The 24,734-nt window shown below is 70.6% G+C and carries 22 protein-coding genes and 1 pseudogene; 14 read left to right on the forward strand and 9 right to left on the reverse strand.

The features are described 5' to 3' along the window. Positions 1-129 precede the first annotated feature (129 nt). Genes C8250_RS04620 through C8250_RS04630 form a run of 3 tightly spaced genes read left to right on the forward strand, consistent with a single transcriptional unit; the run spans position 130 to position 1,740 of the window. Positions 130-489: a metalloregulator ArsR/SmtB family transcription factor gene (locus C8250_RS04620; RefSeq protein WP_138351459.1), complete on the forward strand. Its 360-nt coding sequence runs from the start codon at positions 130-132 to the stop codon at positions 487-489. Continuing rightward, the gene (locus C8250_RS04625) at positions 486-947 is read left to right on the forward strand and encodes an SRPBCC domain-containing protein (protein WP_138351458.1); all 462 of its coding nucleotides are present in this window, start codon (positions 486-488) and stop codon (positions 945-947) included. The genes C8250_RS04620 and C8250_RS04625 overlap by 4 nt, the downstream gene beginning before the upstream one ends. 10 nt (positions 948-957) lie before the next feature. Next, on the forward strand, positions 958-1,740 hold the full coding sequence (locus tag C8250_RS04630) for an alpha/beta hydrolase (protein WP_138351457.1): 783 nt from the start codon (positions 958-960) through the stop codon (positions 1,738-1,740). Between the two features lie 47 nt (positions 1,741-1,787). Here C8250_RS04630 and C8250_RS04635 read toward each other — a convergent pair whose 3' ends face one another. The 6 genes from C8250_RS04635 to C8250_RS04660 all read right to left on the reverse strand — a co-directional run bounded on the left by C8250_RS04635 (position 1,788) and on the right by C8250_RS04660 (position 8,028). Continuing rightward, positions 1,788-2,792, reverse strand: coding sequence for a carbohydrate kinase (locus tag C8250_RS04635; RefSeq protein ID WP_138351456.1), 1,005 nt, complete (start codon positions 2,790-2,792; stop codon positions 1,788-1,790). Between the two features lie 53 nt (positions 2,793-2,845). After that, positions 2,846-3,835 (reverse strand): zinc-dependent alcohol dehydrogenase family protein, encoded by a 990-nt coding sequence (locus C8250_RS04640; protein ID WP_138351455.1) that lies wholly within the window; start codon positions 3,833-3,835, stop codon positions 2,846-2,848. Next, the gene (locus C8250_RS04645) at positions 3,832-4,710 is read right to left on the reverse strand and encodes a carbohydrate ABC transporter permease (protein WP_138351454.1); all 879 of its coding nucleotides are present in this window, start codon (positions 4,708-4,710) and stop codon (positions 3,832-3,834) included. Before C8250_RS04645 ends, C8250_RS04640 begins: the two co-directional genes overlap by 4 nt. Further along, positions 4,707-5,675, reverse strand: coding sequence for a sugar ABC transporter permease (locus tag C8250_RS04650; RefSeq protein ID WP_138351453.1), 969 nt, complete (start codon positions 5,673-5,675; stop codon positions 4,707-4,709). The genes C8250_RS04645 and C8250_RS04650 overlap by 4 nt, the downstream gene beginning before the upstream one ends. 109 nt (positions 5,676-5,784) lie before the next feature. Continuing rightward, the gene (locus C8250_RS04655) at positions 5,785-7,149 is read right to left on the reverse strand and encodes a sugar ABC transporter substrate-binding protein (protein ID WP_138351452.1); all 1,365 of its coding nucleotides are present in this window, start codon (positions 7,147-7,149) and stop codon (positions 5,785-5,787) included. A 117-nt stretch (positions 7,150-7,266) separates the two neighbouring features. Beyond that, a complete protein-coding gene (locus C8250_RS04660) occupies positions 7,267-8,028 on the reverse strand; it encodes a DeoR/GlpR family DNA-binding transcription regulator (RefSeq protein WP_187145247.1) in 762 nt (253 codons plus the stop codon). A 136-nt stretch (positions 8,029-8,164) separates the two neighbouring features. Here C8250_RS04660 and C8250_RS04665 point away from each other — a divergent pair. Further along, positions 8,165-8,721: pseudogene (locus C8250_RS04665) on the forward strand (glutathionylspermidine synthase family protein); the annotation flags it as partial. A 31-nt stretch (positions 8,722-8,752) separates the two neighbouring features. Here C8250_RS04665 and C8250_RS04670 read toward each other — a convergent pair. The 3 genes from C8250_RS04670 to rhaI form a co-directional block, all read right to left on the reverse strand. Beyond that, on the reverse strand, positions 8,753-10,237 hold the full coding sequence (locus C8250_RS04670; protein WP_138351451.1) for a rhamnulokinase family protein: 1,485 nt from the start codon (positions 10,235-10,237) through the stop codon (positions 8,753-8,755). Between the two features lie 75 nt (positions 10,238-10,312). Next, positions 10,313-12,358 (reverse strand): bifunctional aldolase/short-chain dehydrogenase, encoded by a 2,046-nt coding sequence (locus tag C8250_RS04675; RefSeq protein ID WP_138351450.1) that lies wholly within the window; start codon positions 12,356-12,358, stop codon positions 10,313-10,315. Between the two features lie 61 nt (positions 12,359-12,419). Then, positions 12,420-13,586, reverse strand: a complete 1,167-nt coding sequence (rhaI, locus tag C8250_RS04680) for an L-rhamnose isomerase (protein WP_138351449.1) — start codon at positions 13,584-13,586, stop codon at positions 12,420-12,422. Positions 13,587-13,785: 199 nt separating this feature from the next. Here rhaI and C8250_RS04685 point away from each other — a divergent pair, with 199 nt between their 5' ends. The 10 genes from C8250_RS04685 to C8250_RS04730 all read left to right on the forward strand — a co-directional run bounded on the left by C8250_RS04685 (position 13,786) and on the right by C8250_RS04730 (position 24,669). Beyond that, a complete protein-coding gene (locus tag C8250_RS04685) occupies positions 13,786-15,315 on the forward strand; it encodes a sugar ABC transporter ATP-binding protein (protein WP_138351448.1) in 1,530 nt (509 codons plus the stop codon). After that, positions 15,315-16,367, forward strand: coding sequence for an ABC transporter permease (locus C8250_RS04690; protein WP_138351447.1), 1,053 nt, complete (start codon positions 15,315-15,317; stop codon positions 16,365-16,367). The genes C8250_RS04685 and C8250_RS04690 overlap by 1 nt, the downstream gene beginning before the upstream one ends. After that, positions 16,351-17,340, forward strand: a complete 990-nt coding sequence (locus C8250_RS04695; protein WP_138351446.1) for an ABC transporter permease — start codon at positions 16,351-16,353, stop codon at positions 17,338-17,340. Before C8250_RS04690 ends, C8250_RS04695 begins: the two co-directional genes overlap by 17 nt. A gap of 75 nt (positions 17,341-17,415) precedes the next feature. Then, complete coding sequence (gene rhaS / locus C8250_RS04700) at positions 17,416-18,501, forward strand: rhamnose ABC transporter substrate-binding protein (protein WP_138351445.1); 1,086 nt, start codon at positions 17,416-17,418, stop codon at positions 18,499-18,501. Between the two features lie 71 nt (positions 18,502-18,572). After that, a complete protein-coding gene (locus C8250_RS04705; RefSeq protein ID WP_138351611.1) occupies positions 18,573-18,893 on the forward strand; it encodes an L-rhamnose mutarotase in 321 nt (106 codons plus the stop codon). Positions 18,894-18,951: 58 nt separating this feature from the next. Next, a complete protein-coding gene (locus tag C8250_RS04710; RefSeq protein WP_138351444.1) occupies positions 18,952-20,370 on the forward strand; it encodes an L-fucose/L-arabinose isomerase family protein in 1,419 nt (472 codons plus the stop codon). Between the two features lie 80 nt (positions 20,371-20,450). Next, positions 20,451-21,482 carry a LacI family DNA-binding transcriptional regulator gene (locus tag C8250_RS04715; protein ID WP_138351610.1) on the forward strand — a complete coding sequence of 344 codons (1,032 nt, stop codon included), beginning with the start codon at positions 20,451-20,453 and terminating at the stop codon, positions 21,480-21,482. A 77-nt stretch (positions 21,483-21,559) separates the two neighbouring features. Continuing rightward, positions 21,560-22,573, forward strand: coding sequence for a LacI family DNA-binding transcriptional regulator (locus C8250_RS04720; RefSeq protein ID WP_138351609.1), 1,014 nt, complete (start codon positions 21,560-21,562; stop codon positions 22,571-22,573). 132 nt (positions 22,574-22,705) lie between these two features. Continuing rightward, positions 22,706-23,629, forward strand: a complete 924-nt coding sequence (locus tag C8250_RS04725) for a helix-turn-helix transcriptional regulator (protein ID WP_198357885.1) — start codon at positions 22,706-22,708, stop codon at positions 23,627-23,629. Further along, complete coding sequence (locus tag C8250_RS04730) at positions 23,626-24,669, forward strand: NAD(P)-dependent alcohol dehydrogenase (protein WP_138351443.1); 1,044 nt, start codon at positions 23,626-23,628, stop codon at positions 24,667-24,669. Before C8250_RS04725 ends, C8250_RS04730 begins: the two co-directional genes overlap by 4 nt. Positions 24,670-24,734: the final 65 nt, after the last annotated feature.

The following is a 24,734-nucleotide window of genomic DNA, read 5'->3' on the forward strand; positions in this document are numbered from 1 at the left end:
GCCGCGGACCCCGGAACCGTGGTACCCCGGACTGATCCACAAACGGACGGTAGTACCCCGGTACCACCCCCGCCTGCACTTCACAACCTATCGGTTGTGAAAATAGCTGGTTGTGGGTACGGTCGAGGTATGGCAGTCGTCGAAGACGAATTGAGCCTGGTGTTCTCGGCGCTGGCCGATCCCACCAGGCGCGCGATCCTGGAGCAGCTGGCACGCGGCGACGCGACGGTGAACGAGCTCGCCGAGCCGTTCGCGATGACGCAGCAGGCGGTCTCGAAGCACCTGAGAGTGCTCGAGCGCGCCCGGCTCATCTCACGGACCCGCAGCGCGCAGTCACGGCCGTGCGCTCTGGAGACGGTGCGCCTCGACACGGCCGCCGACTGGATCACACGGCACCGGCAGGTCTGGGCCGACCGTCATGATCGTCTCGACGAGCATCTGGCGGCGCTTCGGACCCAGCGGCGCGACGACGAAGGGACGCCACAATGACCGCGACAGGTGAGCTCACGTATCGGCGCGTGCACCGGGCGTCGCCCGAGTTGCTGTTCGACTGCATGACCATGCCGGAGCACCTCACTCACTTCTGGGGGCCGACCGGTACGACCACCCCGGTCGGCAACATCGTCATCGATCCGCGGCCGGGCGGGGTCTTCGAGACCACCATCGTCAGCGATACCGACGGCAGCACGCACACCATGCGGGCGGTCTTCGTCGAGGTCCGCCGGCCCGAGCGCCTGGTGTGGATCGAGGCGGATGTCGAGGGCGGCATGCGCACCACGATCTCCTTCGTCGATCTGAAGGACGGGCGCACCGAGGTGGTGACCCATCAGACCAACGTGCCGGCCGCGTACCTCAGTGCAGAGGCGAGAGCCGGTTTCAGCACCAGCCTCGACCGCCTCGACGTCTACCTGGCCGGTCTCGACCCCGAGCAGGGACAGCAGGAGTAAGGAGCACGTCATGTCTGTACTCACATCAGCCGACGGCACCGAGATCGCCTATGAGCACACCGGCAGCGGGCCGGCGCTCGTCCTCGTCGACGGCGCCATGTGCCACCGCGCCGCGGGGCCGATGCGGCCGCTCGCCGCGCTGCTGCGGGAGAGCTTCACCGTCCACACGTACGACCGTCGTGGCCGGGGCGACAGCTCGGACACCACCCCGTACGCGGTCGCCCGCGAGATCGAGGACCTGCAGGCCGTCATCGCGCGGGCCGGTGGCCGGGCGTACGTCTACGGAATCTCCTCCGGTGCGGCGCTCACTCTGGCGGCTGCGGCGGCCGGCTCCGGGATCGCCAGGATGGCGCTCTACGAACCCCCGTTCATGGCTGAGAGCGAAGACGGCACCCGGATCAAGAGGTACACCGAGCAGCTCCACGAGTTGCTCGACGCCGGGCGCAAGGGCGACGCCGTGGCGCTGTTCATGACGCACGTCGGTATGCCCGCGCAGGCCGTGGACGGTATGCGGTCGCAGCCGGGGTGGGCCCCGTTGGAGGCGATCGCGCCGACGCTCGCCTACGACGACGAGGTGCTCGGCGACGGCCACGTGCCGCGCGCCCTGGCATCGACGATCGTCATTCCCGCGCTGGTCCTCGCCGGTGGCGCCAGCCCGGAGGGCCTGCAGCAGGCGGCGAAGGCCACCGCGGACGCCCTCCCGACCGCCGGGCACCGGACGCTCGACGGCCAGACGCACGACGTGGCCCCGGACGCGCTCGCCCCGGTGCTGGCCGAGTTCTTCGGCGCCTGACGACACGACGGGAGCGGCGCAGGGCTCCGGGAACGACCCACGTCACGTCATGGCATGTCAGCCTGGGTCGGCGGGTCGGCGCCCTCCCTGGTGCAGGTCAGAGCGGCCGAGCGGGTGGCCAGGCGGAGGGCTCGGAGGACGTCCTGGTACGGGTCGGTGGTGGAGGTCGCGGTGCGGAGTCGCGTCCGCGGCGCGGATGCGTCGGGCTGCCCGGCCGTTCCTCCCGCGCCGAGCAGCCCGGCCCGGAGCAGGCCGCTAAGGAGTCCCGACATGAAGGCGTCGCCGGCTCCCACGGTGTCGACGACCTCGACCGACGGCGCCGGCAGTGCGTACCGGCCCTGTCGCCACCAGACCTGTGAGCCGCCTGCGCCGAAGGTGAGGACCACGAGTGAGGGTCCGCTTCGCGACCAGCGGAGGGCCACTTCGTGGATGTCCTGCCCGGGGTAGAGCCAGGCCAGATCTTCCTGACTGGCCTTCACCACATCACTGACCGAGACCAGGTGCTCGACCCGAGGACGCTCGTCGTCGGGCTTTCCGAGCAGTGCGGGCCTAAGGTTCGGGTCGTACGAGACGGTGGACGTGTCCCGTGCGGCCTCGACGGCGGCGAGCACCTGATCGGCACCTGGCGCGAGCGCCGTGGCGATCGATCCGGTGTGCAGGTGGCCCGCCGTACCGGAGCGGGCGGTCTCCAGGGCCTTGGGAGGCAGCTCCCACGAGATGTCGAAGGTGTACTCGGCCGCCCCGGCCGCATCGAGACGGGCGGCGGCCGTCGACGTCGGGACATCGAGGACGGACCCGTCCGTGAGCACCACCCCGCTTCGGCCCAGATGGGTCCGCAGCACCTGGCCGAAGGGATCGCGGCCGATCCGGGTGGCGAGCCGGACCGGGTGGCCGAGCCGGGCCAGGCCCAGCGCCACGTTCGCCGGGCTGCCGCCCGGACGGCAGCGCCGCGACCCGTCCGGGCCGGTGAGGATGTCGGTGAGTGCCTCGCCGATGACGAGCGTCGGCGTTTCGGATGCCGGAGTTTCCGGCGTCGGCAGGGGCGGTGGCATGGACAGCTCCGGGGAAGAGGGTTCGTCTGGGGGCGGTCGGAACGACGTCCTGGTCAGGGAGTGACCAGGATCTTCCGGCCCTTGCCGTCCCGGAACTGCTGGAGGGCCGCGGCGTAGTCGGTCAGCGGCAGCCGGTCGCTGATGAAGACCTGCGGGTCGAGGACACCGGCGGCGAACAGCCGGGCAGCGCGTTCATAGCTGTGGAGGACCGCCATGGAGCCGGTGATGGTGATCTCCTGGTTGTAGATCCGGTACGGCTCGATCGTGGCGCGCGCCGCGTAGTCCGCCACGCCGAACTGGAGGTACGTACCGCCCTTGCCGACGCGGCCGATGGCTTCCTGGATGGCCTTGGCGTTTCCGGTGGCGTCGATGACGACGTCCCAGCCGCGGGGTCGCTCGATCTCGTCGGCGGAGGTGACGGCATGGGTGCAGCCCAGGGTCCGGGCGGTTTCCAGCCGGTCGGGGTTGATGTCGACGATGTCGACGGTGGCGGCGCCGGTGCGCTTGGCGAGCTCCATCATCATCAGGCCCATGGTGCCGGATCCGTAGATCAGGACGTTGGTGGCCAGTTGGCTGCGGAGGATGTCGTAGCCGCGGACGGCGCAGGAGAGGGGTTCGATCAGCGCGGCGTCCTCGGTGCGGATGTGCTCGGGCAGTTTCACGCAGTTGGCGACGGGGGCGAGGGCGTACTCGGCCGCGCCTCCGGGGTTGGTGACGCCGATCGCGGCCCACCGTTCGCAGAGGTTGTTGCGCCCGATACGGCAGTAGTGGCATTCGTGGCAGTACAGGGAAGGGTCGACGGCGACCTGGTCGCCGAGCGCCACCTCGTGGACCTGGCTGCCGACGGCGACGATCTCTCCGGCGAACTCATGCCCGGGGGTGATCGGCAGGGTGGGTGCGAACTCGCCCTGCAGGATGTGCAGATCGGTGCCGCACAGGCCGACGGCGGCGACGCGGACCACCACGTCCCGGGGGCCGGGGGACGGATCCTCGACGTTCTCGATCGCGACGACGCCGGGGGCGCTGATGACGGCTGCTTTCACTTGACTGCTCCAAGGGACAGGCCCTGGACGAGTTTGTCCTGGGCGGCGAAGCCGGCGATGAGTACGGGCAGGGAGACGCAGACGGCGGCGGCGCACACCTTCGCCAGGAACAGGCCCTGGCTGGTGACGAACCCGGTGAGGAAGACCGGTGCGGTCCCCGCCACGACACCGGTCAGCACCCGGGCGAACAGCAGCTCGTTCCAGCTGAAGATGAAGGAGATCAGCGCGGTGGCCGCGATACCGGGCGCGGCGACCGGGGCCACGATCCGCAGGAGGATGGTCAGCAGCCCCGCTCCGTCGATGGAGGCCGCTTCCAGGATCTCCTTGGGGACTTCCGCGAGGAAGGAGCGCATCATCCATACCGCGATCGGCAGGTTCATCGAGGTGTAGAGGATGACCAGCAGCCAGATGTTGTCGAGCATGCCGGCGTGCTGGGCGATGAGGTACACGGGCAGCAGCCCGGCCACCGTGGGGAGCATCTTGGTGGACAGGAAGAAGAACATCACGTCGGTCCACTTGCGGACCGGCTTGATGGACAGCGCATAGGCGGCGGGCACGGCCAGGACCAGCACCAGGACGGTGGAGGCGATGCTCGCCGTCAGCGAGTTGATCAGCGGGGGCCAGGGGCTGACCCCCGTGCTCTCGCCGAAGAACTCGCGGAAGCCCTGGAGGGTGAGGCCCGCGCCGATGTTGGGCGGGTTGGTCGCGGCGGCCGGTTCGCTGTGCAGCGAGGTGAGCAGCATCCAGCCGAACGGCAGGAAGAACAGCAGACCGCAGACCCAGGCCAGCAGACCCCAGATGCTGCCTCGATGGCGGAACGGGCCGGTGCGGCGGCTCGGCCGGCCGGCCGGGGCGGTGGTCGAGGTGCTCGTCATGACGTCTCCTCTCGGAACAGGGACGAGACGGTGCGCAGGGCGAAGGTGGCGATGAGGATCGAGCAGGCGACGACGATGACGCCCTGCGCGGACGCCAGGCCGTAGTCATGGGCCTGGTAGAAGGTCTGGTAGACGGAGTAGGGCAGGTTGGCGGTGCCCAGGCCGCCGGAGGTGAGGGTGAAGACCGCGTCGAAGTTCTGGACGACGTAGATGCTGCCGAGCAGCGAGGCCAGTTCCAGGTAGCGGCGCAGGTGGGGGAAGGTCAGATAGCGGAAGACCTGCCACGTGCCGGCGCCGTCGACGCGGGCGGCCTCGACGATGTCCAGCGGTCGGCTCTGCAGGCCGGCGAGCAGGATCAGCATCATGAACGGTGTCCACTGCCAGGCCAGTGAGGCTTCGACGGCTATCAGGGGGTTGGTGGACAGCCAGTCGAACTGCGGGGCGTCGGAGCTGCCGAACAGGCTCCAGATCCAGGTCAGAGTGCCGTTGATCAGCCCGTAGGAGGCGTTGTACAGGGCGTGCTTCCACAGCAGGGCGGAACCCACCGGCACTACGAGGAAGGGGGTGATGAGCATCGTGCGGACGATGCCGCGACCGCGGAACTGCCGGTCGAGCAGCAGGGCCAGCCCCAGGCCGAACAGCAGGCTCACCAGGACCACCGAGGCCGTCAGGATCACGGTGGTGGTGATGGACGAGCGCAGCGTCGGATCGGTCAGTGCGGTCCGGTAGTTGGCCAGGCCGCCGAAGCCCCGGTTGTCGGGGTCGAGGGCGTTCCAGCGCATGAACGAGATGCCCAGGGTGCCCAGGAACGGCAGCTGGGTGACCACGATCAGGAAGACCAGCGCCGGGAGCAGCGGTGCCCGGCGGGCCCAGGCGCCACGCGGCCGGTTGGCGGGACGGGTCGACGACTCCCGCACTCCCTGGCGCAGGAGTCGCGGGCGTTTTGCGGTCAGGGGGACGGTCATGGTGTCTCTCCGCTTCGCGCGGGTGGCCTCCCGACCCGCGGAGGGCGGCGGGTCGGGAGTGGGTCGGCGAGGGTGGGTCGGCGGGCGGTTCCGCGGGTGCGGAGCCCGGTCACTGGCCGGCGTGTTTGGCGGCGACCGTCTCGGCCCGGGACTGGCTGGTCCTCAGGGCGCTCTCGACGCTGCTCCGGCCGGCGATGGCGGAGCTGATCTCCTGGGATACCTGGGTTCCGAGATCGGTGAACTCGGGGATGCCGACGAACTGGATGCCGGGGGCGGGTCGTGGCTGTACACCGGGGTTCAGGGGGTCGGCGTTGGTCAGCGCGGTCTTGGTGGCCGCCGCGAACGCCGATGCGGCGGTGAGGTACTGGGCGTTGGTGTAGGTCGAGGTGCGCTTGCCGGCCGGGACCTTGGACCAGCCCAGCTTGGTGCCGACGAGGTTCTCGTAGTTCTTGCCCGACGCCCAGGAGATGAACTTCCATGCGTCGTCCTGGTGCTTGCTGGCCTTCTGCAGACCCCAGGCCCAGGTGTAGAGCCAGCCCGAGCTCTTCGTCCGGTCGACCGGCGCGGGCACGTAACCCATCTTCCCGGCGACCGGTGAGCCCGTGCCGTCCAGCAGGCCGGCGGCCGAGGTGGCGTCGTACCACATGGCGACCTTGCCCTGCTCCATGTTGTTCAGGCACTCGGTGAAGCCGGCCTGCGGGGCGCCCGCCTCACCGTGCGCACGCACCAGGTCGACATAGAACTTCGTCGCCTTGGTGAACTCCGGACTGTTGACCTGGGCCTTCCAGTCCTTGTCGAACCAGGTGCCGCCCATGGTGTTCACGAGCGTGGTCAACGGCGCGATCAGCTCACCCCATCCGGGCTGGCCACGCAGGCAGATGCCCTTCATGCCGGGCTGCGCCCCGTCGGCCTTCGCCGCCAGGTCCGCGACCTGGGTCCAGGTCGGGTTGGCGGGCATCGTCAGGTTCTTGGCGGCGAAGACGTCCTTGCGGTACATCAGGAACGACGACTCGCCGTAGAACGGCTCGGCGTAGATCTGTCCGCCCGAGGTCAGGGACTCCTGGATGCTGGGCAGGATGTCGCTCTGCTCGAAGGCGGTGTCGGCCTTGGACTGGGCGGTCAGCGGTGACAGCCAGCCGTTCTTGGCGTAGATCGGGGTCTCGTAGTTGCTGATGGTCGCCACGTCGTACTGTCCGGCCTGGCTGGCGAAGTCCTGACTGATCTTGTCCCGGACGTCGTTCTCCGGCAGCACGGTGAAATTGACCTTGATGCCGGTGGACTTGGTGAAGTTGTCCGCGGTCAGCTTCTGCAGATCAACCATCTGCGGGTTGTTGACCATCAGCACGTTGATGGAGTGCGCCTGGGAACCGCCGCCCCCGCCGCCGGCGCCCGAACAGGCGGCGAGCAGGCTGGTGCAGAGGACCACGGCGACCGTCGCGACGGTGCGCGGCGTGTTCTTCGGTCTTGTCGTCACGCTGGATCCCTTCGTTGGTGATCCGGCCGGGTGGGACCGGGTGTCAGCTGATTTCGCCCACGCCACAGCTGCCCGCGGCCGGGGGCCGCGGATCGAGGGGGTGGAAGGGCCGTCGGGTCAGACGCGGATGACCTGAGGCCCCAGGAGGGTGTAGCGGTGCGCTTCCGCGCTGGACAGTCCGGTGTCGGTGACGATGGCCTCGAAGTCGGCGACCTCCGCGAACCGGCAGAAGCTGCTCGCCCCGAACTTGCCGTGGTGCCCCAGGAAGATCCGTCTGCGGGAGACCTCGATCGCCTTGGCCTTGACGTCCGCGACGACGGGGTCGGGCGTTGTGAGCCCGAACTCCCGGGAGATCCCGTTCGAGCCCATGAACGCCAGGTCGATGACGAAGCCCGAGAGCATGGCGCAGGCCCAGGAGCCCACGGTGGCGAGCGTCCGGGCGCGGACCCGGCCGCCGAGGAGGAGGACGGTGGTGTTGTCCGACTCGGCGACCGCCGCGGCCGTCGACAGCGATGCGGTCACCACGGTCAGGGGCTGGTCGGTGGGCAGCAGTGCGGCGAGGATCTGCGGTGTGTAGCCCTCGTCCACAAAGATCGTTTCTGCGCCGTCGAGGAGCTTGACGCCTTCCGCGGCGATCCGCCGTTTGCTCTCGACGTGCAGCGTGACGCGCTGGGCCAGATTGGTCTCGAAACCCGCGCTCTCGACGGGGTAGGCACCGCCATGGGTGCGGCGGACCAGTCCCCTGCGCTCCAGCGCGCTCAGGTCCCGCCGGATGGTCTCCGGGGCGACCCTGAAGTCGGCGGCCGCGACAGCGACCTCGACGCGGCCCGCCTGGCGCGCCAGAGCCAGCAGCCGGTGATGCCTCTCTTCCGACCTCAACACCGCCACCCGCCCTTCTCCGCCCGTTCGGGCATCCGGGGCCCGAATGGGCCCGTCCATGAGTTATACCGTCGCGGCGGAGCCGTGCGCCGCCCCGTTCCGGATCGGACGTTGCCCGATCTCGCCCGGATCGCGATCCATGAATGCGCAGGCCAGCGGCGTCCACCGGATCAACTGCCGCGGCCCGGATGCCCGGCTGCCGCCGATGAGCTGCCGAAACCGGTGGTTCCGGAGTGGCTGGCGGCCGACGCCTTCGGCCCGCACGTCCTGGACACCCTGGACAACGGCGGCGGGACCGGGACGACCTGCTGGATCGAACCGGCCTGGAAGATGCTGCTGTCGAACAAGGCGCTGCTCGCGATCCTGTGGGAGCTGAACCCCGGCCATCCGAACCTGCTGCCCGCTTACCTGGACGGACCGCGTGAGCTCGCGACCGGCCCGGGGTACGTGATGAAGCCGCTGCTGGGCCGTGAAGGCGCGGGGGTCACCCTGCACGAGCCGGGCACGCCGCCGGCCGTACCCGACGAGGCGTCCTGCTTCCAGGAGCTGGCACCGCTGCCCGACTTCGACGGCAATCGCGTCGTGCTGGGCGCGTGGGTGGTCGAGGACGAGGCGGCCGGGCTCGGCATCCGCGAATCGGTGGGGCCCGTCACGGACGAGTACGCGCGCTTCGTGCCGCACATCATCGAGTGACAACCGGACGGCCGCCCCGCATGGCGGGCGACTACGTCCGGACGGTGTCCTTCGCACCGGACGTCCGCGCGGCCGCCTCGTTCCACCGGGTGCGCTCGGCGGCCGGCTCGTAGCGGCGCAGTGGCTGGGTGGCCCGCAGCAGGGACCGGATGTCCGCGAGGCCGCCCCCGATCACTCCCGCGGCCCGCGCCTGCACCAGGACGTTGCCCAGCGCCGCCGCCTCGGCGGGACCGGCCACGACCGGCAGCCCGCAGGCGTCCGCCGTCAGTTGGCAGAGCAGCTCGTTGCGCGCGCCGCCGCCGACGATGTGGACGACGTCGACATGCCGTCCAGACAGGCGCTGGGCGTCCTCGATCGCCGAGCGGTGCGCCAGCGCGAGGGAGTCCAGGATGCAGCGCACCGTCTCCGCCTGATCACGCGGTACCGGCTGCCCGGTCCTGCGGCAGGACTCGGCGATACGGTCCGGCATGCTGTCCGGGGCGAGGAATGCCGGGTCCGCGGCGTCCACGACCGAGCGCAGCGGCGGGACCTGCGCGGCCTGGGCCAGCAGCCGGCCGAGGTCGTGCGGAAGGCCCGCGGCCAGCCAGCTGCGAAGGCACTCCTGCAGCAGCCAAAGGCCCATGATGTTGCGCAGATAGCGGACGGTGCCGTCGACGCCCAGTTCGTTGGTGAAGTTCGCGGCGCGCGAGTCCTCGGTGAGGACCGGTGCGTCCAGTTCCACGCCGGCCAGCGACCACGTGCCGCAGGAGATGTACGCGAAGCGCTCGGTGTCCGCCGGCACCCCGGCGACCGCCGACGCGGTGTCGTGCGAGCCGACCGTCACCACCGGCACCGGGTGCTCAAGGCCGGTAGCCTCCAGGACCTCCGGCAGCAGCTCGCCGGCCGGGTCGCCTGGCCTGCGCAGCGGCGGGAAGAGCGACAGGTCGATCCCGAGCCGCCCGGCCAGTGCGTACGCCCAGTCGCCGGTGCGCGGGTCCAGGAGCTGGGTGGTGGAGGCGTTGGTCAGCTCCGTGCCGGCAACACCGGTGAGCCAGTACGACATGAGGTCCGGCATCAGCAGCAGCCGCGCGGCGGCGTCCAGTTGAGGCGTCCCCTGTGCCGCGGCCAGCTGGTAGAGGGTGTTGAACGGTGCGTGCTGCACACCCGTGGCCGCGTACAGCTCCGCCTGCGGCACGGTCCGCCGGATCCGTTCCGGCACGCCCTCGGTCCGGGCGTCGCGGTAGTGGACGGGGTTGCCGAGCAGCGAACCGTCGGCTGCCAGCAGCCCGTAGTCCACGGCCCAGGTGTCGATGCCGACGGACGTCACCGGGCCCGCCGTCCGCAGACCGTCGAGGACCCCGCGGTACAGCGCCAGCACGTCCCAATGCAGGGTGCCGCCGACGCGGACCGGGAGGTTGGGGAAGCGGTGGACCTCGTCCAGGCCGACCGAACGCGCGGTCACCCGGCCGACGATGACGCGCCCGCTGGAAGCGCCGAGATCGACGGCGGCGAAGGCACGGGGGTCGCTCGGTGGCATGAAGAGCCTCACAGGAAGGGATGGGAACGGGGAGGATCCCGCCGGCCGGCGGGGGTCACCGCCGGCCGGGACCCGCTAGCGCAGGAACGCGGCTGCCACTCCGGCGTCGACGGGGATGTGCAGGCCCGTCGTATGACTGAGGTCCCCGCCGGCCAGCGCGAAGACGGCGTTGGCCACGTGCTCGGGCAGCACCTCGCGCTTGAGCAGGGTGCGCTGGGCGTAGAACGCGCCGAGGTTCTCCTCGCTCACCCCGTACACTGCGGCGCGCTGGGCGCCCCAGCCGCCCGCGAAGATCCCGGAGCCCTGGACCACCCCGTCGGGGTTGATGCCGTTCACCCGGATGCCGTGCTCCCCCAGCTCGGCGGCGAGCAGCCGCACCTGGTGGGCCTGGTCGGCCTTGGTGGCACCGTAGGCGATGTTGTTGGGGCCGGCGAAGACCCCGTTCTTGCTGGAGATGTAGACGATGTCACCGCCCAGACCCTGCTGGATCATGATCCGTGCGGCCTCGCGCGAGGCGAGGAAGGATCCGCGGGCCATGATCGCGTGCTGCAGGTCCCAGTCCGCGGCGGTGGTCTCCAGCAGCGGCTTGGAGATGGAGATACCCGCGTTGTTGACCACCAGGTCCACTCCGCCGAAGGCGAGGACCGCCGCGTCGAACGCCGCCCGGATCTCTTCCTCGGAGGTGACGTCGGCCGGCACCGCGACCGCGCGGTCCGCCCCGCCGAGCTCTTCGACGACGGCCGCCGCACTGGTCGCGTTGATGTCCGCCACGACCACGCAGGCTCCCTCGGCGGCGAGCCGGTGGGCGATCGCCCTGCCGATGCCGGAACCGGCGCCGGTCACCAGCGCGATCCGGGTCGCGAGCGGCTGCGCCGGGGGCATCCGGCGCAGTTTCGCCTCCTCCAGTTCCCAGTACTCGATACGGAACTTCTCGGACTCCTCGATCGGCAGGTACGACGAGACCGCCTCGGCGCCGCGCATGACGTTGATCGCGTTGAGGTAGAACTCCCCCGCGACGCGCGCGGTCTGCTTGTCCTTGCCGTAGGAGAACATCCCGACGCCCGGGACCAGGACGATCGCCGGATCAGCGCCGCGCATCGGCGGCGAGTCGGGCGTCGCGTGCCGTGCGTAGTAGGCGGCGTACTCCTCGCGGTACTCGGTGTGCAGCTGCCGCAGCCGCCGCACCGCTTCGTCGAGCGGCGCGTCGCCGGGCAGGTCCAGCACCAGCGGGCGGACCTTGGTGCGCAGGAAGTGGTCGGGGCAGGAGGTGCCGAGCGCGGCCAGCCGCGGGTGTTCGGTGCGCGAGAGGAAGTCGAGCACCGCCTCGGAGTCGCTGAAGTGGCCGATCTGCGGACGGTCGGCGGAGGCGACGGACCGCAGGACGGGGGCCAGTGCGGCCGCTCTGGCCCGGCGTTCCGCCGAGGGCAGCGGCTCGTAGCCGGGCAGGACCGGTCCGAACGGTGTGCTCCTGCCGCGCCGGTCGAGGAACTCGGCGGCGGTGCGGATGATGTCGAGGGAGTTCCGCTCGCACTCCTGCGAGGTCGCACCCCAGGCGGTGATGCCATGGCCGCCGAGTACGCAGCCGACGGCCTGCGGGTTCGCGTCCCTGACGGCGGCGATGTCCAGGCCCAGTTGGAATCCCGGGCGGCGCCACGGCACCCAGGCCACCCGGTCGCCGAAGCACTCCTTGGTCAGCGCCTCGCCGTCGGCGGCACAGGCGAGCGCGATACCGGAGTCCGGGTGCAGATGATCGACGTGCTCGGCGCCGACCAGGGCGTGCATCGCGGTGTCGATGGAGGGCGCCGCCCCGCCCTTGCCATGCAGGCAGTAGTCGAAGGCGGCCACCATCTCGTCCTCGCGGTCGACGCCCGGATAGACGTCCACGAGGGCGCGCAGCCGGTCGAGCCGCAGCGCGGCGAGCCCCGACGCCCGCAGGGTGCCCAGGTCGCCCCCGGAGCCCTTGACCCACATCAGCTCGGTGTCCTGCCCGGTCACCGGGTCGGTGGCGGTGCCCTTGGCGGACGTGTTGCCGCCCGCGTAGTTGGTGTTGCGGGGATCGGCGCCGAGCCGGTGGCTGCGCGCCAGCAGCTCCGCCGCCTGCGGGTGCAGTTCTGCGGTCATCGTGGAATCCCTTGCGGATGGGAGCGGAAGCGGGAATCGGTGGCGGCAATCGTCCGAGGCGTCACGCCCCCCAGCCCGCCTGGGTCCCGCCGACCCGCTCCGCGACGATGTGATCGGCCCAGCCGGACCGCTTGTAGGCGGCGATCGGGTCCGGGTCGATGCCCTGCTCCTCGCGGACCTCGCGCAGCAGCGGACGGACGTCGGTGTTGTACGCGTCCATCAGCACGGCGTTCGCCTCCAGCACCTCACCGGCCTGCTGGGCGGCGCGCAGTGCGACGGGGTCGACCAACAGCGCCTTGGCGGTGGCTTCCTGCACATTCATCACCGACCGGATGATCGCCGGGATCTTCGCCTCGATGTTGTGGCACTGGTCGAGCATGAAGGCCACTCCGGTCTCGGCCGCGAGCCCCCCGCCGCGCACCACTTCGTACATGATCCGGAAGAGCTGGAACGGGTCCGCCGCGCCGGCCATCAGGTCGTCGTCGGCGTAGAAGCGCGAGTTGAAGTCGAAGCCGCCGAGCTTCCCCTCCCGCAGCAGCGTCGCCACGATGAACTCGATGTTGGTGCCGGGGGCGTGGTGGCCGGTGTCGACGACGACCTGCGCCTTGGGGCCGAGCTTGAGGCAGTGGGCGTACGCGGTGCCCCAGTCCGGCACGTCCGTGGCGTAGAAGGCGGGCTCGAAGAGCTTGTACTCCAACAGCATCCGCTGGTCGTCGCCGAGCCGCTCGTAGACCTCGGTCAGCGCGTCGCCCAGCCGACCCTGGCGATCGGCGATATCGTCCTGTCCGGGGTAGTTCGTCCCGTCGGAGAACCACAGTTTCAGATCGCGCGAGCCGGTGGCGTCCATGATGTCGACGCATTCCAGCAGATGGTCGGTGGCCTTGCGCCGGATCTTGGGATCGGGGTGGGTGACTGAACCGAGTTTGTAGTCGTCGTCCTGGAAGACATTGGAGTTGATCACCCCGAGCCGTACACCCCGCCCGGCCGCGTGGGCCGCCAGCGCCGGGTAGTCGTCGGTCCTGTCCCAGGGGATGTGCAGCGCCACCGAGGGCGCGGCCGCGGTGAATTCGTGGACGCGCGCCGCGTCGTCGATCTTCTCCTGCGGGGTGCGGGGCACGCCCGCCTGCGCGAACACCTTGAAGCGCGTGCCGGAGTTGCCGTACGCCCAGGACGGCGTCTCGATGGACTGGGCCTTCAGCGCGGCCTTCACCGTGGACAGGTCGGTCATGTTCATCGCTCCCGCCATGAATCGTTTCACTGAGGGGAAGCTAGGTGCCCGAAGAGGGAGTGTCAACCTCCTGGTTACGGGAGTTCAACCGACTGCGGACACCGGAGCGGAAAACTTGAAACGAAAGCATTGACGCGTCATGTCGCACTGGCCTAACGTCCGTGCAACTCAGTTGAAACCTTTCATGTGAGGCCCCACCATGGACCAGCCGAAGTCGGCGGAACGGCCCGTACTCTCGCTGGAGGACGCCAGCAAGTCCTTCGGTGCGGTCCGGGCTCTGCAGGGTGTGTCCCTGGCCCTCTTCGCCGGGGAGGCGCACGCGCTCGCCGGTGAGAACGGGGCCGGGAAGTCCACCCTGATCAAAGTGCTCGCGGGAGTGCACCGTCCCGATGCCGGGCGGGTGCTGGTGGACGGCGAGCCCGTCACCTTCCACGGACCCTCCGACGCCCGGGACGCCGGCATCGCGGTCATCTACCAGGAACCGACGCTCTTTCCCGATCTCACCGTCGCCGAGAACATCTTCATGGGCCGCCAACCGCGCCGCTCCTTCGGCCGGGTCGACCACCGGTCGGTGCGGGACGCGACGCAGGCCCTCATCGAACGGCTGGGGGTCGATCTCGACCCCGGGCAGCTCTGCCGCGGCCTGTCCATCGCCGACCAGCAGCTCGTCGAGATCGCCAAGGCGCTCTCCTTCGACGCCCGGGTCCTGATCATGGACGAACCCACCGCGGCCCTGACCGGAGCCGAAGTGGCCCGGCTGTTCGGCGTGGTGCGGACGCTGCGCGAACAGGGCACGGCCGTGCTGTTCATCTCGCACCGGCTGGAGGAGATCTTCGCCCTCTGCCAGCGCGTCACCACCCTGCGGGACGGCCGGCTGATCTCCAGCGATCCGGTCGACGGCCTGACCGAGGACGACCTGGTACGCCGGATGGTCGGCCGTGATCTGGACGAGCTCTACCCCAAACAGCCCGCGCGGATCGGCGAAACGGCCCTGGCCGTGCGCCGGCTCACCCGGGAGGGCGTCTTCACCGATGTCTCGTTCGACGTCCGCCGCGGCGAGATCGTCGCACTGGCCGGGCTGGTGGGCGCCGGCCGCAGCGAGGTCGTGCGCGCCGTCTTCGGCGTCGACCGCGCCGACGCGGGCGACGTGCACGTGGCCGGGAACAAGCTGCCGGCCGGCTCGCCCACGGCCGCGATGGCCGCCGGTGTCGCCCTGGTGCCGGAGGACCGGCGCCAACAGGGCCTGGTGATGGAGCTGTCCATCGAACGGAACATCGGTCTGACCGGACTCGACCGGCTCGGCCGCGGCGGCCTGGTCCGCAGAACCCTGGAGCGCGGCCGGGCGGCGGACTGGGCGGTGCGGCTCCAGTTGAAGTACAACCGGCTCTCCGACCCGGTCGGCGTGCTCTCCGGCGGCAACCAGCAGAAGGTCGTGCTGGCCAAGTGGCTGGCCACCGAACCCGGTGTACTGATCGTCGACGAACCGACCCGGGGCATCGACATCGGCACCAAGGCCGAGGTCCACCGGCTGCTGTCCTCGCTCGCCGCGGAAGGACTCGCCGTCCTCATGGTCTCCTCCGACCTGCCGGAGGTCCTCGCCATGGCGGACCGGGTGCTGGTCATGCACGAAGGACGCATCACCGCGGAACTCCCGCGCGCACTGGCCACCGAGGAATCGGTCATGGCCGCGGCCACCGGCCGGACCGCCGGCGGAGAGAAGGCAGCCTGATGACAGCGACAGTGGAACAGCCCACGGCGCCGCCCGGCGCGCGCAAGGTGACGGCGCGTTCGCTCACCGAGACCGTCTTCCGGGCCCGGGAGATCAGCATCGCCGGGTGTCTGGTGCTGCTCGTCCTCGGCACCTGGGCGGCCAACCACCGCTTCCTGTCGGAGCAGGGCATCAAGGACCTGCTCCTCAACGCGTCGATCCTGATCCTGCTGGCAGTCGGCCAGTCGGTCGTGGTCCTCACCCGCAACATCGACCTCTCGGTCGGCTCGGTGGTGGGACTGTCCGCCTTCGCCTGCGGGAAGTTCGTCTCCGGCACCGACCGCAACGCCGTTCTGGCCCTGCTGCTCGGCATCGGCGTCGGCGCGCTCTGCGGCCTCGTCAGCGGACTGCTGGTCAGCTTCGGGCGGGTGCCGGCGCTCGTGGTCACGCTGGGGATGCTCTACATCATCCAGGGCACCGACTACTGGTGGGCGCACGGTCAGCAGATCAACGCCGCCGACGTCCCCGCCTCCGTCCTCGACCTGGGCAGCGGCAGCGTCCTCGGCGTCCCGTACCTGGCGCTGATCGCCGTCGCCGTACTCGCCGCCGCCTCCTACTACCTGCGGTCCTACCGCAGCGGCCGGGAGCTGTACGCCATCGGCTCCAGCCCGGAGGCCGCCCGGCTCGCGGGCATCCCGATCCGCCGCCGGATCCTGGCCGCCTACGTCTTCTCCGGCGCGGTCGCGGGCTTCGCCGGCGCCCTGTGGCTGGCCCGCTTCGGCACCGTCGTCGCCGACAACGCCCACGGCTGGGAACTGACGGTGGTCAGTGCGGTGGTGGTCGGCGGCGTCGCCATCACCGGCGGCACCGGCAGCGTCTGGGGCGCGGCGCTCGGCGCGCTGCTCCTCACCACCGTCGGCAGCGTCCTGGTCGTCCTGAAGGTCGACTCCTTCTGGCAGAGCGCCATCACCGGAGCCCTGCTGCTCGCGGCCATCAGCGTCGACCGGATCGTGACCCTGCGCATGACCAGCGCCCTGAGGAAGAGGAACGCGCGCCATGTCCACCAAGTCTGACCTGAGCCGGTTCCTGCGCTGGGACGTCGCGGTCGGCATCCTGCTCGTGGCCGTCTTCGCCACCGGAGCCGGTACCACCGAGGGGTTCGCCACCACCGGCAACCTGTCCTTCGCCCTCAACGACATCGCCGAGGTCGCGATCATCGCGCTGCCGATGACGCTGCTGGTGGTGGCGGGCGAGATCGATCTGTCGGTCGCCTCCATGCTGGGGCTGGCCAGCGCGGTCAGCGGCAAACTGTGGGAATCGGGCTGGGCGTTCGAAACCATCGTTCCGGTGGTCCTGGCCATCGGCGTCCTCGGCGGTCTGCTCAACGGCTGGCTCGTCACCCGGGTCGGACTGCCGTCGCTGGCCGTCACCATCGGCACGCTGACGCTCTACCGGGGCCTGGCGTCGGTGGCGCTGGGCAGCAACGCGGTCACCGACTTCCCCGAGACGTACGCCCGGTGGACGTCGGACACCAACACCGTGCTCGGGATCCTGCCCTACCCCTTCGCCCTGTTCATCGTCCTGGCGGCCGTCACCGGTGTGGTGCTGCACGCCACCGGGTTCGGCCGCTCCCTGTTCGCCACCGGCGCCCAGGAGGAGGCCGCCTACTTCTCCGGCATCCGGGTCAAGCGGATCAAGCTGCTGCTGTTCGTCCTCACCGGACTGCTGTCGGCCTTCGCGGGCATCGTCTTCACCCTGCGCTACGGCAGCGCCCGTGCCGACAACGGCCAGGGCTTCGAGATGCTCGTCATCGCCTCCGTGCTGCTGGGGGGCGTCGACTTCGACGGCGGCAAGGGCACACTCGGCGGCGCCATCGCCGGAGTGCTGCTGATCGGCCTGCTCAAGAACCTGCTCATCCTCAATGACGTGGCCAACGAGGTCCAGGTGATCGTCACCGGACTCCTGCTGGTGGCCTCGGTACTGACCCCGCGGGTGATCGCCGCGGCACTCGAACGGCGCCACCGGCGCGCAGCCGCAGCTGTCTGACGGCGCGCACCGCCCCCTCCGCACCACCGTCACCCGACGAACTCCCCGAGGAATTCCCCGAAGAAGGGCTTCGCCATGTCCCTCCCCACCACCGTCCCGGTGCGCGCGCTCACCGCGGTGACCGCCGTCTGCGCTCTCGCCCTCACCGCGACCGCCTGCGGTGGCACGACGAAGAAGTCCAGCTCCGACCAGGGCCCGGCCACGGCCGCGACGGCCTCCGCCGACCCCGCTGCCGCGCTCAAGAAGGGTCTGAAACTCGCCTTCCTGCCCAAGCAGATCAACAACCCCTACGAGACGATCGTCGACAACTCCGGTATCGCGACGGCGAAGGAGATCGGCAGCACCGCCAAGGAGGTCGGCCCCTCCGACGCCAGCGCGTCCTCGCAGGTCTCCTACATCAACACGCTCATCCAGCAGCAGCAGGACGCGATCCTGCTGGCGGCCAACGACCCCAACGCGGTCTGCGGTCCGCTCAAGCAGGCGATGACCAAGGGCATCAAGGTCGTGGCGTACGACTCCGACACCGCCAAGGACTGCCGGCAGCTGTTCATCAACCAGGCGAGCTCCGAGCAGATCGGCCGCAGCCTGGTGCAGAACCTCGGCAAGCAGCTCGGCTTGCAGGGGAAGATCGCGATCCTGTCCGCCACCCAGAACGCCACGAACCAGAACACCTGGATCGAGTTCATGAAGAAGGAGCTGGCGCTGCCGGCGTACAAGGGGATGGAGCTGGTGAAGGTCGCCTACGGGGACGACGACGACCAGAAGTCCTTCCAGCAGACCCAGGGACTGCTGCAGGCCTACCCGGATCTGAAGGGCATCATCGCGCCGACCACCGTCGGCATCGCGGCGTCCGCCCGCTACATCAGCTCCTCGTCCTACAAGGGCAAGGTCGTGGTGAACGGGCTGGGCACCCCCAACCAGATGCGCAAGTACGTCAAGGACGGCACCGTCGCGCAGTTCTCCCTGTGGGACCCCAAGAAGCTCGGCCGACTCGCCGCGTACGCCGCAGCCGCGCTGTGCTCCGGTCAGATCACCGGCGCGGAGGGGCAGACGTTCAAGGCCGGTGACCTGGGCAGCTTCACCGTCGGCAAGAACGGTGAGGTCATCCTCGGCAAGCCCACCGTCTTCGACACGTCCAACATCGACGGCTTCGACTTCTGAGCGTGACCCGCATCCCGGCCCGCCGCCCGCCGGCGGCGCGGCCGGCCGTCGACGGCGAAAGGCCCGGGAACATGCGGCGTGTCTGCTTCCTGCTTCAGGTCCGCCAGGACCGGATCGACGCATACCGCCGCCGGCACGAAGCCGTGTGGCCGGAGATGACCGCCGCGCTGTCCGCCACCGGCTGGCACAACTACTCCCTCTTCCTCCGCGAGGACGGGCTGCTGGTGGGCTATCTGGAGACCGAGGACTTCGCCGCGGCGCAGAGCGCGATGGCCGCCACCGAGGTCAACACCCGCTGGCAGACGGAGATGGCCGAGTTCTTCGAAGCCCCCGACGACGACCGGCCCGACCGGGCCATACGCCCCCTCACCGAGATATTCCACCTCATGTGACGGCCGGCGACCCGGCCGGCCCGCTCCCCGGCCGACCCCACGAACGGAGACATCCGCCATGACCCGCACCCCCGCCACCGCGCGCAGGCCGAAGATCGGTCTCGTGGCGGGGGGACTGGGCGCCTACTGGCCCCAGTTCCCCGACCTGCTCCCCCAGTTGCGCCGCTCCGCCGCACGCGTCACCGAACGCATGAAGGACTTCGACGCCGATGTCGTCGACGTCGGGTTCATCTCGGACGCACAGGAGGGCGCGGTGGCCGCGGAGAAGCTGCGTGCCGCCGGATGCGACCTGATCGTCGGATTCCTCACCACGTACATGACCGCCACGATGCTGGCGCCGGTGGCCCAGCGCTCGGGCGCTCCGGTCCTGCTGATCAATCTGCAGCCGACCGAGGCGATGGACCACGCCACGTTCGACACCGGTCAGTGGCTGGCGTACTGCGGCGCCTGCCCGCTGCCCGAGATGGCCAACTCCTTCGAGCGGGCCGGCGTCCCGTTCCGCTCCGTCTCCGGCTATCTGGAGGACGACCGGGCCTGGGCCCGGATCGGCCGGTGGATCCGGGCGGCCGGGGTGCGATCGGTGCTGCGCAACGGCCGGCACGGCCTGATGGGCCACCTGTACCCGGGCATGTACGACGTCTCGACCGACCTGGCCATGGTCTCGGGCAACCTCGGCGGCCATGTGGAGGTGCTGGAGTTCGACGATCTGCGGGTGCGGGTGGACGACGTCACCGACGCGGAGGTCGCCGACAAGCTCGCCGAGGCCAGGGAGACCTTCGCGTTCGACGATTCCGTCGTCGCGGACGATGTGGAGTGGGCGGCCCGGGTGTCGGTCGGACTCGACCGGCTGGTGACCGACTTCGACCTCGACAGCCTCGCGTACTACCACCGGGGTCTGGCCGGGGAGATCCACGAGCGGCTGGGCGCCGGCATGATCCTCGGCGCGTCGCTGCTCACCGCGCGTGGTGTGCCGGCGGCGGGCGAGTACGAGTTGCGTACGTCGCTGGCGATGCTGATCGCCGACCGGCTCGGCGCGGGCGGATCCTTCACCGAGCTGCAGGCGCTCAACTTCCGGGACGGCGTGGTGGAGATGGGCCACGACGGGCCCGCGCACCTCGGCATCAGCCGGCACCGGCCGCTCCTGCGCGGCCTGGGTGTCTTCCACGGCAAGCGCGGCTGGGGCGTGTCCGTCGAGTTCGACGTTCGGCACGGCCCGGTCACCCTGGTCGGTCTCGGCCAGACCCGCGACGGCCGCTACAAGCTGGTCACCTCGCAGGGCGAGGTGGTCGGCGGCCCGCTGCTGAAGATCGGCAACACCACGTCCCGGGTGGACTTCGGCACCGATCCCGGCGAGTGGACCGACGCCTGGAGCGCCACGGGCGTCGCCCATCACTGGGCACTGGCCACCGGTCACATCGTGCCCGAACTGCGCGCGGTGGCCGACCTCACGGGCCTGGAACTGGTCGAGGTCTCTTGACCGGGGAACGTTCGCTCTCCCGCCGCGCGGACGGCGCCGGCGGACCCGGCCGGCTTCCCGGCCGCGCGCCGGGCAGCCGGGTGAAGCGCAGCGCGATCGGCATCAAGGACGTCGCCGAGCAGTCGGGGGTCTCGCTCGGCACGGTCTCGAACGTCCTCAACCGGCCGGACACAGTGTCGGAACCCACCCGGCGGCGGGTGCTCGCGGTGATCGAGCGGCTCGGGTACGTCCGCAGTGAGACGGCCCGCCAGTTGCGGGCCGGTCGCAGCAGAATGCTCGCCCTCCTGGTGCTGGACCTGGCCAATCCGTTCTTCGTCGAGCTGGCCCGTGGCGCCCAGCAGGCCGCCCGCGAGGCGGGACTCGCCGTCATGGTGTGCACCAGTGCGGGCGATCCGGCGCAGGAGGCCGAGTACCTGGGCATGTTCGCCGAACAGCGGGTGCGCGGTGTGCTGGTCACTCCCACCGACGGCACCGGCCAGGATCTGCGGGCGCTGCGGAGCCGCGGCATATCCTTCGTCGTCGCCGACCGGGAATGGGCCGGTGACGAGGCGTGCTCGGTGTCGGTCGACGACGTGGCAGGCGGCCGGCTCGCCGTACGGCATCTGCTCGCGTCGGGCCACCGCCGGATCGTCTACGTCAGCGGTTCCCCGCGCCTGGCCCAGTCCCGGGACCGGCATCAGGGCGCACTGTCCGCCCTCGACGAGGCGCGGGTCGCGCGGGAGACGCTGACGGTGGTCGAGGCGGAGCGGTTCGACGTCGCCTCCGGCCGGGCGGCGGGCGCCCGGCTGCTGGCCGCCGCGGACCGCCCGTCCGCCGTGTTCTGCGCGAACGACCTGCTGGCTCTGGGCGTGCTGCAGACCCTGTTCGCGGCCGGGATCCGGGTGCCGGACGACATGGCGCTCGTCGGCTACGACGACATCGAGTTCGCCGCGGGCGCCGCCGTCCCGCTCAGCTCCGTGCGCCAGCCCTCGTTCCGCATCGGCCGCACCGCCGCGGAACTGCTGATCGAGGAGACGGACGGGCGCCCCGACGCACACGAGCATCAGAAGATCGTCTTCCAGCCGGAGCTGGTCGTCAGGGCATCGTCGCTCGGTGTCCGCGGCGGAGGCTGATCACACAAGATGTGCGTAGCATGAGACCGCGGCCGCGGAGAGCCGCGGGAGACGGTGGTTCGGAGCTCGTGGCGCGCATGATGGGCATCAAGGACGTGGCACGGCAGGCCGGGGTCTCCGTCGGCACCGTGTCGAACGTGATCAACCGCCCGGACATGGTCTCCGAGCAGACCCGCACCCGGGTGCTCGAGGTGATAGACCAACTCGGCTATGTGCGCAGCGAGTCGGCCCGCCAGCTGCGCGCCGGCCACAGCCGCATCATCGCCCTGCTGGTCCTGGACATGGCCAATCCCTTCTTCGTCGACGTCGCGTCGGGCGCCGAGCGGGCCGCCCGCGAGGCCGGACTCGGCGTCATGCTCTGCAACAGCGCCGGCAGCGCGACCGAGGAAGCGGAGTACCTGAGCCTGTTCGCCGAGCACCGCGTACGCGGAGTGCTGGTCACCCCCGCCGACGCCACGGGGCGCAACCTCGACGCGTTCCGGCGCCATGACATCCCCTTCGTCTTCGTCGACCGCGTCGTGCCCAGCGCGTCGGCGTGCTCGGTGTCGGTCGACGACATCGCCGGCGGGCGGCTGGCCGCCGGCCATCTGCTGGACCAGGGCCACCGGCGGCTCGTCTACGTCAGCGGACCCATGCATCTGACCCAGTGCCGTGACCGGCGGACCGGGGCCCTCGACGCGCTGGCCGCGGCGGGACTCCCCCCGGAGGCGCTGTCCCACATCGAGACGGACCGGCTGGACGTCGCCGCGGGGCGGGACGCGGGCGCGCGGCTGCTGGGCATGGCCGGCCGCCCCACCGCGGTGTTCTGCGCGAACGACCTGCTCGCCCTGGGCGTGCTGCAGGCGCTGTACGCGGCGGGGGTCGCCGTGCCGCAGGAGCTCGCGCTCGTCGGCTACGACGACATCGAGTTCGCGGCGGCGGCCGCGGTCCCGCTGACCTCGGTGCGCCAGCCCGCCCACCGCATGGGCCGGACCGCCGCCGAGCTGCTCATCGCGGAGACCGGCGACCACGCCGGCGAGCACCGGCACCATCAGATCGTGCTGCAGCCGGAGCTGGTGGTCCGGGGTTCGACACTGGGCAAGCAGCGCTGAAGGCGTAGGAACCTCCCTGCCGGGCCGGCCTCACCCGCGCCGCTCCCGCCTCCCGCCTAGGTCGTACCGGGTGGGTCTGACAGACCTACCCTGGGCCCCGGAAAGCGCTCCGGGCGCGGCAATACTTGAGTCATGGGTCTGGACCACAATGTCGAACTGGGTGAGTTCCTCCGTTCCCGCAGGGCCCGGCTGGGCCCTGGGGACGCGGGGGTCGCCGTCAATGGATCCGCCCGCCGGGTGCCCGGGCTGCGCCGGGAGGAGCTGGCCCGGCTGGCCGGGGTCAGCACCGACTACTACGCGCGGCTGGAGCAGGGGCGGCACCGCAACGTCTCCGCGAGCGTCCTGGACTCCGTCTCCCGCGCGCTGCGGCTCAACGAGGTGGAGCACATCTACCTCATACAGCTCGCCCGTCCGCAGCCACGCGCCGCACGGCGTCCGACGGCCCGCCCCCAGCGGGTCCGGCCGGGGCTGCACCGGATGCTGGAGACGCTGGACGGACTGACGCCGGCCTTCATCGTCGGCCGCGGGATGCAGGTGCTGGCCAGCAACCGGCTGGCCCGCTCGCTGATCTCCGATTTCGAGGCGCTGCCGCACCGGGAGCGGAATCTGGCCCGGTTCATCTTCCTCGACGAGTCCGCCCGGCAGCTGTACCCGGACTGGGAGCAGATCGCCGCGGAGACCGCCGCGGTGCTGCGTCTCGACGCTGGGCGCAACTGCGAGGACCGGGCCTTCTGCGAGCTGATCGGCGAGCTCGCGGTCAAGAGCGAGGAGTTCCGTACGGCGTGGGCGGCACACGACGTGAGCCGCCGCTCGCACGGAACCAAGCGCTACCGGCACCCCCAGGTCGGGGAGATCACCGTCGCGTACGAGGCCCTCAGCCCGCCGGGCGACACGGACCAGACCCTCTTCGTCTACACCACCGAGTCAGGTTCGCCCTCCGAGACCGCGCTGCAGTTGCTGGCCAACCTCACCGCGTCCCTGACCTCACCGAGTCCGGCCGCGCCACGGCCCGTGCTCACCGATCCCGACGATTTCCTGGAGATCCACGCACGATGACGACCACCGTCCCCGCTTACGCCGCTCCCGCTGCCGACGCACCGCTGGAGCGCACCACGATTCCCCGACGCGCCGTGCGTGAGCACGACGTGCTGATCGACATCAAGTTCGCCGGCATCTGCCACTCCGACATCCACCAGGCCCGGGACGAGTGGGGTGGCGCGAAGTTCCCCATGGTGCCGGGCCACGAGATCGCCGGCATCGTCACCGAGGTCGGCCCGGGCGTCACCAAGTACGCCGTGGGTGACCGGGTCGGCGTGGGCTGCTTCGTCGACTCCTGCCGGGAGTGCGAGAACTGCCTGGCCGGTGACGAGCAGTACTGCCTGAACGGCGGCACCGGCACCTACAACGCCACCGGCCGGGACGGCGAGCCCACCTACGGCGGCTACAGCACCCACATCGTCGTGGACGAGCACTTCGTCCTGCGCATCCCGGAGGGCGTCGAGCTCGATGTCGCCGCTCCGCTGCTGTGCGCCGGGATCACCCTCTACTCACCGCTGAAGCACTGGAACGCCGGCCCCGGCAAGAAGGTCGCCATCGTCGGCATGGGCGGCCTCGGTCACATGGGCGTGAAGATCGCCGCCGCTCTGGGCGCCGAGGTCACCGTTCTGAGCCAGAGCCTGCGCAAGCAGGACGACGCGAAGAGGTTCGGCGCCGAGCACTACTACGCCACCAGCGACGAGTCGACGTTCGAGCAGCTCGCCGGGACGTTCGACCTGATCGTGAACACCGTCTCGGCCAATCTCGACCTGGACGCCTACCTCGGGCTGCTGCGGGTGGACGGCACCCTGGTCAATGTGGGCGCGCCCGAGCACCCGGTCTCGCTGAACGTGTTCTCGCTGATCGGGGGCCGGCGCAGCCTGGCCGGCTCGATGATCGGCGGCATCCGGCAGACCCAGGAGATGCTGGACTTCTGCGCCGAGCACGGCCTGGGCGCCGAGATCGAGGTGATCTCCGCCGACCGGATCAACGAGGCGTACGAACGCGTCGTCGCCAGCGACGTCCGGTACCGCTTCGTCATCGACACGGCCACCATCTGACGGCAGCCCCGGGCTGCCGAAAGGCCCTGCCCTCCCGCGGAAGCGGGGTGGCAGGGCCTTCGGCG

The sequence above is a fragment of the Streptomyces sp. So13.3 genome (genome assembly GCF_005860785.2).
GTDB classification, from domain to species: Bacteria; Actinomycetota; Actinomycetes; order Streptomycetales; family Streptomycetaceae; genus Actinacidiphila; species Actinacidiphila fildesensis.

Bases quoted from the DNA above. Each gene is read 5' to 3' on its own strand.
- C8250_RS04720 (WP_138351609.1), top strand. From the start codon at position 21,560: ATGATGGGCATCAAGGACGTGGCACGGCAGGCCGGGGTCTCCGTCGGC.
- rhaS (WP_138351445.1), top strand. From the start codon at position 17,416: ATGTCCCTCCCCACCACCGTCCCGGTGCGCGCGCTCACCGCGGTGACC.
- C8250_RS04635 (WP_138351456.1), bottom strand. From the start codon at position 2,792: ATGCCACCGCCCCTGCCGACGCCGGAAACTCCGGCATCCGAAACGCCG.
- C8250_RS04705 (WP_138351611.1), top strand. From the start codon at position 18,573: ATGCGGCGTGTCTGCTTCCTGCTTCAGGTCCGCCAGGACCGGATCGAC.
- C8250_RS04710 (WP_138351444.1), top strand. From the start codon at position 18,952: ATGACCCGCACCCCCGCCACCGCGCGCAGGCCGAAGATCGGTCTCGTG.
- C8250_RS04685 (WP_138351448.1), top strand. From the start codon at position 13,786: ATGGACCAGCCGAAGTCGGCGGAACGGCCCGTACTCTCGCTGGAGGAC.
- C8250_RS04725 (WP_198357885.1), top strand. From the start codon at position 22,706: ATGGGTCTGGACCACAATGTCGAACTGGGTGAGTTCCTCCGTTCCCGC.
- C8250_RS04695 (WP_138351446.1), top strand. From the start codon at position 16,351: ATGTCCACCAAGTCTGACCTGAGCCGGTTCCTGCGCTGGGACGTCGCG.
- C8250_RS04690 (WP_138351447.1), top strand. From the start codon at position 15,315: ATGACAGCGACAGTGGAACAGCCCACGGCGCCGCCCGGCGCGCGCAAG.
- C8250_RS04630 (WP_138351457.1), top strand. From the start codon at position 958: ATGTCTGTACTCACATCAGCCGACGGCACCGAGATCGCCTATGAGCAC.
- C8250_RS04625 (WP_138351458.1), top strand. From the start codon at position 486: ATGACCGCGACAGGTGAGCTCACGTATCGGCGCGTGCACCGGGCGTCG.
- C8250_RS04675 (WP_138351450.1), bottom strand. From the start codon at position 12,358: ATGACCGCAGAACTGCACCCGCAGGCGGCGGAGCTGCTGGCGCGCAGC.
- C8250_RS04620 (WP_138351459.1), top strand. From the start codon at position 130: ATGGCAGTCGTCGAAGACGAATTGAGCCTGGTGTTCTCGGCGCTGGCC.
- C8250_RS04650 (WP_138351453.1), bottom strand. From the start codon at position 5,675: ATGACCGTCCCCCTGACCGCAAAACGCCCGCGACTCCTGCGCCAGGGA.
- rhaI (WP_138351449.1), bottom strand. From the start codon at position 13,586: ATGACCGACCTGTCCACGGTGAAGGCCGCGCTGAAGGCCCAGTCCATC.
- C8250_RS04730 (WP_138351443.1), top strand. From the start codon at position 23,626: ATGACGACCACCGTCCCCGCTTACGCCGCTCCCGCTGCCGACGCACCG.
- C8250_RS04670 (WP_138351451.1), bottom strand. From the start codon at position 10,237: ATGCCACCGAGCGACCCCCGTGCCTTCGCCGCCGTCGATCTCGGCGCT.
- C8250_RS04645 (WP_138351454.1), bottom strand. From the start codon at position 4,710: ATGACGAGCACCTCGACCACCGCCCCGGCCGGCCGGCCGAGCCGCCGC.